6 protein-coding genes and 1 pseudogene are annotated in these 11,361 nt (G+C 67.8%); 4 read left to right on the forward strand and 3 right to left on the reverse strand.

All coding sequences use genetic code 11. The annotated features are described in order from the left end of the window. Nucleotides 1–29: 29 nt before the first annotated feature. Nucleotides 30–716 (reverse strand): lysoplasmalogenase, encoded by a 687-nt coding sequence (locus D7Y11_RS25985; protein ID WP_126935049.1) that lies wholly within the window; start codon nt 714–716, stop codon nt 30–32. A gap of 350 nt (nt 717–1,066) precedes the next feature. Here D7Y11_RS25985 and D7Y11_RS25990 point away from each other — a divergent pair, with 350 nt between their 5' ends. The 4 genes from D7Y11_RS25990 to D7Y11_RS26005 all read left to right on the forward strand — a co-directional run bounded on the left by D7Y11_RS25990 (nt 1,067) and on the right by D7Y11_RS26005 (nt 8,130). Further along, entirely contained in the window at nt 1,067–4,264 is a 3,198-nt protein-coding gene (locus D7Y11_RS25990; RefSeq protein WP_126935050.1) for a hypothetical protein, read from the forward strand. A gap of 132 nt (nt 4,265–4,396) precedes the next feature. Beyond that, nucleotides 4,397–6,061, forward strand: a complete 1,665-nt coding sequence (locus tag D7Y11_RS25995; RefSeq protein ID WP_126935051.1) for an SH3 domain-containing protein — start codon at nt 4,397–4,399, stop codon at nt 6,059–6,061. Between the two features lie 203 nt (nt 6,062–6,264). After that, complete coding sequence (locus tag D7Y11_RS26000; protein WP_158641998.1) at nt 6,265–6,510, forward strand: winged helix-turn-helix domain-containing protein; 246 nt, start codon at nt 6,265–6,267, stop codon at nt 6,508–6,510. Nucleotides 6,511–6,523: 13 nt separating this feature from the next. After that, a protein-coding gene (locus D7Y11_RS26005; protein WP_233607395.1) for a transposase occupies nt 6,524–8,130 on the forward strand; the annotation gives its coding sequence in 2 pieces (ribosomal slippage) (nt 6,524–6,776 and nt 6,776–8,130; 1,608 coding nt in all). On the opposite strand, the pseudogene D7Y11_RS26010 reads toward D7Y11_RS26005, so the two are convergent. Beyond that, nucleotides 8,131–8,421: pseudogene (locus D7Y11_RS26010) on the reverse strand (transposase); the annotation flags it as partial. A gap of 135 nt (nt 8,422–8,556) precedes the next feature. Next, complete coding sequence (locus D7Y11_RS26015) at nt 8,557–11,058, reverse strand: phospholipase D-like domain-containing protein (protein WP_126935053.1); 2,502 nt, start codon at nt 11,056–11,058, stop codon at nt 8,557–8,559. Nucleotides 11,059–11,361 lie beyond the last annotated feature (303 nt).

Below are 11,361 nucleotides of genomic sequence, written 5' to 3' on the forward strand. Positions count from 1 at the left end.
CGTCGTGAGGCGCTCCGGCTCCGGTGGGGTCATCGCGGCATGGATGCAGGCACCGGAACCGGAGCGTGTTCCACGCGCGCGGAGGCCGCGATGCAGAGCTGTGCGGCCCAGTACAGCAGCATGACGGCGTAACCCAGGCCTGGCAGGGGCGTGACGAAGAGCCGGATGGAGAGCAGCCCATCGCTGGCGGAGAACAGCAGCGCGCCCAGGAGTGCCAGCCATTGCTCGTGCCGGGGAAGCTCCGGAGCGCTCATCATGGCCGCCGCGCGCCAGCCCATGGTGCAGATGACGGCGACGTAGGCTGTTACCGGTGGCGCCATCCCGCCCAGCCCCGGCCACAGCGCCACGGTGGCGCCCACCGCCAGGAGCAGGAAGGGCAGGGCACGCAGCAGGGACAGGCGCCGCGTCACGGAGACGAACGCGGCGGTGTAGCCCAGGTGGACCAGCAGGAAGGCGCCCAGGCCCGGAAGGAACAGGTCCGGGCTCACCTCTAGCAGCACGTCGCCGAGCAGAGACAGCGCCAGCCCCGTGAAGATGAACCGCGCATAGCGCCCCCGCGCGGGCCACAGCCACAGGAGCAGGCACACCATGGGCAGCGCCTTGGTGACGAGCCGCGCCTCCCGCGGCCCCACGTCCATGGCGAAGAGGAAGCCCACCGCGCCCGCGAGGCTCGCCGCCGCCAGGAGCTTCGTCCCACCCGTCCACGACTCGCGCATGGGGCGGCACCTTAATCCTTTGCATCAACGACATGGGACGGGACTCAGGTGAGTGCGCTCCATGTCTCCAGGGCTCGCGGACAGGTCAAGAAAGACTCGATTGCGTGAAGAATGTTTCCAGTAATTCCTTCCATCGCGCAGCCCCGCTGAAGCATACGGACGTCCAGCGGCCCGGGCTGAAGTATTGCCAGCCGGCCGCTGTTCCAATTCAAAGGGAGAATTTCATGCGTCTGCCATTCGCAGGTTCGCTTGTGTTCGCCGCGTTGATCAGTTGTTCCCCGCCACCACTGGAAGAAAGTGGGCCGGCTCCCGCGAACTCGCGTGCGGGTCTGACTTCACCGCAGCCTCAATTGCTTGCGTCCGCAACCAACGCGCCCTCGGACGGACTGGCCTATGTGACCCTCACCGTCACGCCGCGCGACGTGAACGGTGAACCCCTGGGGACGGGGCTCCATGTGGAGGTCCTGAGCAGTGACGGGTCGGTCACGCTGGGCGGCACGGGGACCTCCGCCTGCACCGTGAACACGCCGGGTGCGACGTGCCTCACGGCGGTGGACTCCGGCGCGGGGAGCTACGTCGTCACCGCGCGCAGCGCCACGCCGCTGACCGTGCCCACCACGTTCTCCGCCACCGTCACGGACGGGAGCGGCACGACCACGCTACCGGACACGGCCTCCGTCACGTTCGACTCGGCGCTGTTCAATGGCAGCGCGGGCACCACCATCACCACCGGTACTGTCACGGTCACCTCCAGCCACGCGGGCGGCCGGAACCTCTACATCACCGGCGGCACCGTCACGTTCGACGCCAGCACGGTGGGCCAGACCTTTGGTGACGTCTTCATCACGGGCGGCACCGTGACGCACCTCCAGGCCACCAACGCCGCCATGTTCAAGCTGGACGTGCTCACCGGCTCTTGGAACCTGCTGGGTGGCGCGATCAACACCACCAACAAGGGCTACGGCATGACCTGCTTCGCCAATGGCTCCTGCAGCGGCAATGGCCTGGTCAGCTTCGGTCCCAATGGCGTGCCGTCGGCATCGCTCGCGGGCACCAGCATGCTCTACGGCGCCAGCCACGGCGGCATGGGCTCCGGCAACTACCGCATGAACATCTCGCAGGCCAACAACAACCAGGCGGGCAACGCGGGGACGACCTACGGCGACTACCGCGACCCGAAGTACCCCGGTGCCACCAACGACACCTACTCGGGCTCTCATGGAGGCGGAGTGGTGCGCATCACGTCTTCAGGCCCCTGCGTGCTGGCAGGTGCCTCCACCCTCGCCGCGTCCGCTTCGTTCAATGCCGCGGGCGGCTCCATCAACCTCCGGTGCGGCGCCATCGTCTCCACGGGCTGGACGGGAAGCATCAACGCGGACGGGGGCAAGGGCGCGGGGAACTCGTCCATTCCGAATGGCGCGGGCGGTGGTGGCCGAATCGCCCTGGTAAGCACCGGTGACGCCGCGACGATGACCGGCGCGGTGAGCTACCCGCCCGTGAACCTCCCTGCCCGGGTCCACGCCTTCGGCGGCGCTCCGGCCAACTCCAGCTACGTGGTGGGGGCCGGTGGCGCGGGCACCATCTTCCTGAAGCACAGCGGGCTGACCTACGGCGACCTCATCATCGCCAACAACTCGCCCGCGCATTACCAGAACGAGGGCACCACCCGGCTCCCCGCGCTGGCCGGCACCGTCACGGCGAACGTCACCGCGGGCGCCACCTCCATCCCTGTCTCCGTCGCCAGCACCATGTTCAACGCGACCTACTACGAGAACGCGGGCGCGCCGCTGAACTTCAACCCCGCGCTCACCCAGGTCACGACCCCGTCGTCCTCTTCCGTCTACAACGGCGTGTTCGCGGGCGGTTGGCTGCGGCCGGACATCACCGCCGCGGGCGGGGCAATGCTGGATCCGTCCAACCTGGTGAGCGTCACCACCAACGCGGTGGGCAACCTGACCACGAGCATCGTGCCCTCCAACGTCGCGTCCGGCGCGTTCTTCCGCAGCGTGGACGTGCTGGACCACCTGGATGTGCTCGGCAACGCCATCCTGGAGACCAACGGCGACATCCACGTCGTGTCCGGCAACACGACGAACTCCGGCGCGCCCACGATGACCGTGAACGGCCTGGCGCTCTTCGACACGACGAGCGGCAGGACGGGCCGCATCGAGTACGCGGCTGGCGCGGTGAACGTCGTGCAGGCCACGCAGGCCATGCCGCCCCTCGGAGGCGGGACGCTCGTCGCGGACAACGTGACGGTGTCCGCGGGCTCGGTGACCGTGCCCGCCATCGCCGCGTCCGGTGACGTGACCCTGAGCGGCGGCACGCTGGTCACCAACTCGCTCATGGCGGCGCGCTATGCGCAGACCGCGGGCACGCTCAAGCACTACCTGCCGCTGTTCAAGACCTCGCCGGCCGCCGCGCAGGTGTCCAGCCTCCAGATGACGCTCTCGGAGACCTTCAGCCTCACGGGCGGCACCGTGGACGTCACGGGGCTGGGCTACCCGGCGGCGATGGATGCCCAGGGCGCGCCGCTGACCCTCTGGGGGTTTGGTGCGACGGGCCCTGCGTCCGCGGCCAGTCCGGCGGGAGGCTATGGCGCGGGCCATGGTGGCGTTGGTGGCGGGTACACGGCCGGCTCGGCCAGGGGCATGGCCTACGACGACTACCGCGACCCCCGGTATCCGGGTGGGGCGGGGACGACGGTCGGCAGCTCGCCGGCGTACCTGGGCTATCGCAGCAACGGCGGTGGCGTCTTCCGGCTCAATGCCGCCGGAGTCTGTACGCTGGGCGGGACCTCCCTCATCAAGGCGAATGCGGTGTCGTACGGAGCGGCGGGAGGCTCCATCTCCCTGCGCTGCGGTGGCTTCGACACCACCGGATGGAACGGCACGCTCACCGCCAACGGGACGAATGCCTTTTCCTCCACCTCGAACGGCTCCACGCGCGCGGGTGGTGGCGGGCGCATCGCGATGGTGAGCACGGGGAATGCTTCCAGCTTCGTGGGGGCCGTGGGCTACCCGTACCCCGCGACCAGCGCGCAGCTCCAGGCGCGTGGCGGCACCGGCATCAGCGCCACATACACCGACGGTGGCGCGGGCACCCTCTTCCTCAAGCACAGCGGCGTGGCGTACGGCCAGCTGATCATCAACAACAACAACCAGACGCACTACGCCACGGGCGGCTACACCCCGTTTGTCTCCATCGCGGGCACGGTCAGCAGCGCGGCCAATGCCGGTGACACCTCGCTCAGCGTCAACATCACCAGCACGCCGCTCCACAACTCGGCCGCCTTCAACCAGTTGCTCGCCGGCATGTGGCTGCGGCCCGACACCAGCGTGAACAGCGGCACGCTGCCCGCGGACAACCTGGTCACGGTCACTGGCAACACCTTCGTCAGCACCACGCAGTCGCAGCTGACGACGTCGCCCCTGCTGGCCCCGGTGGCCGCGGGCGCGAGCTTCAAGAGCGCCGACCTCTTCGACGTCTACAACGTCGTGGGTGGGGCCATCACCCAGACGAACGGCGACCTGTACGTCGTTCCGTAGCCCGCTTCCTCCGGCCCGCCGCGCGACAGGGGCGGCGGGCCGGGGAGGTACGTTTAACTCGGCTTAATTCAATTCGGATGCGGCTCCGCGTGACTTGGGGAAACGACGTTTTCGTCCCCGAGGCCGCTCCCGATGATTCAGTTCTCGCGCTTCCTGCCCCTGGCCGTACCTCCTCGCCCGGAGCCCCTGCCCGCTCCGGCTGGGAGGGGGCAACCGGCGCTCCAGCCCCAGCCACGGCCGTTCGGGTCGACGTCCACGTTCGACTCCACGCCCGCGAGCAACCTGCACACGGAGCGGTTGGGAGACGGCAGCGCCAACTGCCTGGAGAAGGCGGTGGGCCTGGCGCGCCCGGGGGACGCCATCGTCCTCATGCGTGACGCGAGCGATGGCGTGGGTCACGCCCTGGTGCGCAGGCCGGATGGCTCCGTGGTGGACCCCAACCACCCCACGGTGCGCTACGAGACGCTGGGCCAGTGGCAGGCGACGCACCCGCGCTACTCGCAGCCCGTCCCGGTGCCCGCGGGCAAGATGCAGCAGGTCCTCTCCACGCCTCCGGGACCGCAGCGCGAAGCCCTCATCCAGAAGCTGGGGCTGTCTGGTGTGGCGGACCGCCAGGTGGCGGATGGCGAGCGCTGGGCCACGGCGAATGGCGGAATGAACATCCGGAGTGGGCCGGGCAAGAACTTCGATGACGTCGGGGACCTGAAGACGGGCGACAAGCTGAAGGTGATTGGCCAGAACGACGATGCCTCCTGGCTGAACGTGGAGCTGGAGGACGGAACCGAGGCCTGGGTGTACGCGCCCCTGGTCACAGAAGAGAAGCCCCTGCCGCCACCCTATGAGTCCCCCTTCCCTCAATGGATGGCGGACGGCACACGCCCGCCGGATATCGAGGCCTATCTCTGGAACGCCCTGCCACAGAAGGGCCGCGATCAGATCATCCAGACCGCTCGGGAGAAGGTGGTGGCGGAGAACTGGCCGATGCCGGAGTTCGACGTCAACGGCCCGCCGCCGTCCTCCGTCAGCTCCATGGCGTGGAGCCACCTGCCGCCCGAGGGAAAGCAGGCCATCTTCCAGCAGGAATGGCAGGCCGCCGTGCATGAGCAGACCGAAATGCTCTTCAACGGCGTGGAAGACGGCGGCGAGGTGCCGAAGCACTCCTTCCTCGGCACGGACAGCACGCTGGGCCGTGGCAAGGCGGGCGAGTGGCGTGAGTTCGCGGTGCATCCCCACTCCGCCGCGCAGTACCTCAACCTCAACTCGATGTGGGGCGGCGACTGGCGCACGGTCCACAAGAATCTGTGCGGCCCGCTGGCTGTAGGCGCGTCGATGGGGCTGTTGCCCCAGGAGGCGTTGACCCGCTTCGCGGCCTCCAACGGAGACACGAGCGCGGGCTTGCTCAACACCGGGAAGACGACCAGCAAGGACGACCTGATCCCGATGTACAAGGCCTCGAACTGGTCCACGGACTACACGTCGGGAGACGAGCTGCCGCCCGAGGACTTCGCGCGGTTCCTCGCCGACGGCAAGTCACTGGTCGCGTTGGTCAACATCAACCCGGACGGCGCGGATGGAATGCTGCGTGCCGGGGGCACGGCGCACTTCGTGAACGTCCGCGCGGTGGAGGAGAATGGCAACGGCGACTGGATGGTGCGCGTCTACAATCCCTACCAGAACCGCGAGGAGGTCTACTCGTGGAAGGACTTCAAGGCTTCGTGGACGCAGACCGCGGGCAATAACGCCTACGGCCTGCTCATCGCCACGCCGCCCCCGCCGGACGCCGCGACGACTCCCTAACCCAGGGCTCGTTTGACGCGATCGTCGAGGCTTGATCTTCTCTGGGGATGAGCGAAGGACATCCCACCCCGGAGAAGCTGAGACGGGCCATCGTGCGGGCCTTCCACGACGAGGGCCTGTCGTACGTGTAGATTGCTCACCTGCTGGGCATTGGCGAGGCGACAGTCAGCCGCGTCCTGTGGCTGTACCGAGAGACAGGAGACGTGGCGCCTCGGCCCAAAGGTGGCGGCAGGCTCTCGCCCATCCGGGGTAAGGTGGCCAGCGAGCTCAAGCGGCTGGTGGCGCAGAAGCCGGACGCGACGGTGCGCGAGCTGGTGGCCGAACTGACGGCCCGCACGGGTGTGGCCACCAGTCGGCCCTCGATGCAGCGGACGCTGCATCGACTGGGCTTCTCACACAGAAAACCACACCGGCAAATATGGCCTGAGCCCCAGGTGTTGACCCTCTGAGAGGAGGAGCACCATGGCTCGGACGACGGCTCGCCCCGTGGCCACCCGAGAGGTGAAGGTCGACAGCGAGCGCCGGCGCTGTGAGGCGTGCGGCACAAGAACGCGAGCGGATTGGCGCTCGCGTCGCTGTGTGACGACGCTGGCGGGTTGCGTGGGGCTCTCGGTGCAGGTGCGGGTCTGCCACCGGGAGGAGTGCCTGCTGAAGGGAGTGCCACTCAGGGCCGAGGGCGAGGGCCGTTGGGTGCTGCCCGAGCACGAGTTCGGCTGGACGTGCTGGCCTTCATTGGAGCCCAGCGCTACCGGGAGCACCGCAGCGTGCCGGAGATTCACGCACTGCTGCGTCAGAAGGGCGTCGCCGTCTCCGAGCGCACCTGCACCAACCTGCTCGAGCGGTACGACGAACTCGTCAGCCTCCAGTTGCTGGATGCGGGACGACTGCATGCGACGCTCAAACGCCAGGGCCGTGCTGTGCTTGCCATTGACGGCCTCGCTCCGGACGTAGGGCATGAGGTGCTTTGGGTCGTGCGCAAATGCCTCTCGGGTCAGGTACTGCTGGCGCGTCCCCTGCTGGCTGGCGGCGAGCAGGAACTCGCGCCGCTGCTGGAGGAAGTGAAGCGTGCGCTGGGCCAGGTGCCCATCGTCGGCGTGGTGTCGGATGGGCAGCGAAGTATTCGCAATGCCGTGGCGCATGCATTGCCTGGGGTGCCGCACCAGCTATGCCATTTCCATTACCTGCGGGAGGCGGCCCGGCCGCTCTACGAGGTGGACCGGCATGCGAAGAAGGAGCTGAAGAAGCGCGTGCGAGAGGTGCGCAAAGTGGAGCGGGCCGTGGAGGGCCGGGACGACGCGAGCGCCCGCGCCACGCGCGCCTATGCGGCAGCTGTCCGGAGCGCGCTCACCGACGACCGCCGCCCACCCCTCAATCCCTCCGGACTGCTGCTGCGCCGACGGCTGGGCGCCATCGAGAAGAGCCTGGAGCGGGTGGAAGAAGGGGGGGCCTGCGTCCCGGAGTTGAGCCGCCTGCGGGCGGTGCTGCGCAAAGCACGCAGCACTACCGCCTCCATGTGGCCCGCCCTCGCACGCGCCTACCGGTGGGTCGAGCGCACCGCGGCCATCCTCCAGAATGAGCCCGGATTGGATGCCGCGGGCGTGCGCCGCCGTCTGTCGGCCCTATTGGCTGCCCTGGTGCGCTGGACGCGCCGACGCCACCGGGGCGTCCTGCGCCAGGCCCCGGCTCATTTCCTCCTGGAAACGCGCCGCTACTGGAAGGGTCTCTTTCACTGCTACGACGTACCGCAATTGCCGCGCACCGATAACGCCCTGGAGCACCTCTTCGGCTCCTGCCGCTACCATGAGCGGCGGGCCTCGGGCCGGGTCCGCGGCAGCGCGGGCCTCGTCGTGCGCGGCGCAGTCCGGCTGCCGGCCATCGCCGCAGCCCACCTGCTGCCTGAATTCGACGCAACCCACCTGGCGCCTGCGGACCTCAACGACTGGCGGCAGCTACGCGCTCAACTTGAAACGCGGCGCGTCCCTCGCATCATGGGCCGACGCTTCCGCGCCGACCCAGACGCCTACCTCCGAGATATCGAAGAGGCGCTCAGGCCATATTTGCCGGAATAGTTTTTTTAGGATGTCGCACTCCTCGCGCAGCACCCGCACCTCGCGCCGTAGCCGCTCGAACTCGGCGCGCTCATCCGAGGCGGCACTGCTCGCCCTGGGCGCTGGCCTGCTCTCGCCATTGCTGTTGGAGGTGCCACTGCCGCTTCCCTCTAGCTGCTTCTTCCAGTTGCGGATGCTCTGCTCGGTGCAACCAAACTCTCTTGCGAGACTCTTGCCGGACCGGCCGGCCTTCATCAGCTCGACGTCCCGCTCGCGGAACTCCGGCAGGTATGGGGGGCGTGACTTCGGCATCGTGGGACCCGTTTCGCACAGCGGGTGAGACTCCACGAAACCGGGGCAACTTCAGAGTAGACCTGACGGTGGGAGCAGTTCCGTCAGTCCTTTCCTGAGATAGATCCGAGATCCGATGGCACAACGCCGGGCTGGTCAGCCCTGCGGGTCGGCGGCGGTATCCCAGTACGCATCGAGGATGCGCGACGAAATCTCCAGCCCGGCGACGGAGGGCCGGGTGACCGGAGCAGAGGGATTGTACGGCCGTACGCGGGCGCCTAGTGGAAGGGTCAGCCAGTTCGATTTGGCGGCGGCAGGATCCGAGACGGAGGCCGCCGGGACTTGAAGATGTTCGGCCCACAGAGCAGTGCGCAGGTCAGCTGCGAACGCGCTGGCATCGGCGACCGGTGGGAAAGTAGGGCCGACGGTGTCGATGATCGACGCCATCACCTCACTGTCGTGGGTCCACGATCGGCGGCTGTAGTTCAGGGTGCCAATGCAGGCGACCTCATCGTCGACCAGCAGCAGCTTCGAGTGGACATACGCCTCCGGTGAGGTCGGTGTGCCGGCAGTGCCGAGGGCCTCGAACGCCAGGAATTTTCCGGGGAACTCGGCCATGAGCGGGGCCACGAACGCCTGGCGGCGGAACGCAATGTCGGGCAGGTCGTCGACGGCTTCGAGCGGGGCCATGACGACCACCACGAAGTCAGCCGCACGCAAAGCGACCCGCAACGCGTCGCGCAGCGATTCGGAGCCGACGAAGTACTGGCATGTCATGTACGCGTGCCGCCGGGTGTTGCGCAGCGCGTTTTCCAGGACCGCTTTGCCGGACAGGACTGGATAAGGGAACGGGAAGCCTCGCCCGTAGGTATGCGAGATCTGCACGCTATGCGGTCCCGTCATTCCCCCGACGGGAGCGAAAGCCGCTCCCCGCAGAGGCTCGAACGAACTGGACTCGGGATGACGGTTCCACCGGTCGACGAAGGTCTCCAGGACGTCGAGCGCGCCTGCGCCTTCGATGCGCACGTGGACGTCGAACAACGGTGAGCCGGTGGCGAAGGAGCCGTTGACACCCTTCTCGTGCAGCCGGTCGGGGTTGATGTCGACGCCGCCGGTCCACGCGACGAGTTGGTTACCGCGGCGGACGACGAGGACTTTCTGGTGATGGCTGCCGACGATGAGGTGGCGGCCGTCGAGGATCGCACCAGAATGGGGTAGGGAGTTGATGAACGCTACCGATTCACGATTGATGGGAGTGAGCAACTGGTCGCCGAAGAAGAGCGGGGAGAGTGTGGCGAGGGTTTTGCTGGTGTCGTTGGCCTGGGTCTTGGATTTCCAAAACATGGCGCACACCTGCGCCCCCGGTTGGGGGCCGTTGCCGCGGGTGGCCACCTCCAGCAGTTTGCGCAGCGTGGTGTCGGGGTTACCGGGCTGCATTGCGAGATTGACGCTGCAGTACCAATTGATCAGGTAAATGAAATCATCAGGCCCCGTCGCGGCGGCGATGTCGGCGGCCATGCCTGGAAGTGCTTGTTTGCCACCAATGAATGCCTTGACGCGGTTGTCGCTTGTGGCCGAGCGCAGTCCCCGGTTCGGGTCGGCGGGCAGCAGGAACCGGAGTCCAGGCACGGACTCGCCCGCAGCGACCTCATTGACGGCCAAGGCGACCGTGCCGTCGACCGCTTGATGAATGGCGCCGCCGGTAAAGCCGAAGACCCGCCCGCCGTCGGCGGTCGCCGTACCGCTGGAAGTCGGCAGGCCGAGGTCGGCGCCACCGGACATGGACTGCCACAAATTGGCGACGGCGGTCGGCAGCACTTGGCCGCCAGTGTCAGGATGACTCACAATTGTCGCGGCGTCGAACAGGCCGAACTCGGCGGCACCGTCGAAGCCGACCGCGACGGTTCCGGTGGTGGGCCAACCCGGGTCGAATCCGCCGATCGGCTCTCGCCACCTCGACCAGACCGGCAGGCCCATGGTGAGCACGGGGCCCTGCGCGGCGGGTCCGTCCGGTGCCACCATGCCTCCGCCGCCGAAGTCCTGCACGACCCGCCCACCGAGAACCGCACTGTCGCCGGCCGGGTAGCGGAATGGCCCGGCCTCCGCCCCGGTGTTTCTCCACTGTGTAGCGACCGGCTCGAGAACGACGCAGGCCTCCTGTGCCGGGGTCACGCAGACGAGGCCACGCTCGCAGGCGGCAATGACGCCTTGCAGATCAACGGTCCGCACCAAGCCCCCGACCTGTTGGCCGGGATCGATGTCGGTGCCCGCGACCTCTGCGAGCTTGGCGTCCACGATGGCCTTCAGCTCGCCATTGCTGCCGCTCTCCTGGGCGAAGATCTGGTCCAGCCGCCCCATCGTGCCGGAGCCGGTGACGCCGTCGTGCTGGATGAGACCGGGCGGGACGGGCAGACCTTCGTCGTTCTTGAACTGTCGCACGATGTCGACGGTGCCGCTACCGTAGTCGCCGTCGACGGCGATCACGTAGCCGAGGTCGGCCAGAGCCTGCTGGACCGCAGTTACAGCGGCCGGGTCGTTGGGTACGTCGACGACTTGATCGCCGTCAGAGTCGAAGCCCGCTGACGTCATCCGGGCGCCGTCGAGACACTGCTGCAATTGCGCGAGGCCGGCGAAGCGCGGGGCTGTGATCGACGCCATGGAACTCACCTTTCTCGGAGCAAGCTCAATTTCGGGTGCTGCAGGGCCGGGTCGGCGCCGCGCTCGGCGAGTTTAAGCGCCAGAACAGGGCGACAGGCATGGCAGCCGCCAAGATGACGACTTCGGGCACGGGGATAAAACGCCGTCGACAGTCGACCCGGAGTAACCGTCCAGTTCTAAGCCATCCGGGGTAAATCTTTGCCTACCCAACGAGTGCGGGCAGAGGAGATGAGACGTCGGAAGCCTCCTGGGCGGCCCAACTGCGCCAGGAGGTGGACGGCAGCAGCGTAGAAGTCCTCCCGC

It is taken from the genome of Corallococcus sp. AB018 (assembly GCF_003986945.1).
In the GTDB taxonomy this organism is placed as follows: Bacteria; Myxococcota; Myxococcia; order Myxococcales; family Myxococcaceae; genus Corallococcus; species Corallococcus exiguus.

Bases quoted from the DNA above. Each gene is read 5' to 3' on its own strand.
- D7Y11_RS25985 (WP_126935049.1), bottom strand. From the start codon at position 716: ATGCGCGAGTCGTGGACGGGTGGGACGAAGCTCCTGGCGGCGGCGAGC.
- D7Y11_RS25995 (WP_126935051.1), top strand. From the start codon at position 4,397: ATGATTCAGTTCTCGCGCTTCCTGCCCCTGGCCGTACCTCCTCGCCCG.
- D7Y11_RS26015 (WP_126935053.1), bottom strand. From the start codon at position 11,058: ATGGCGTCGATCACAGCCCCGCGCTTCGCCGGCCTCGCGCAATTGCAG.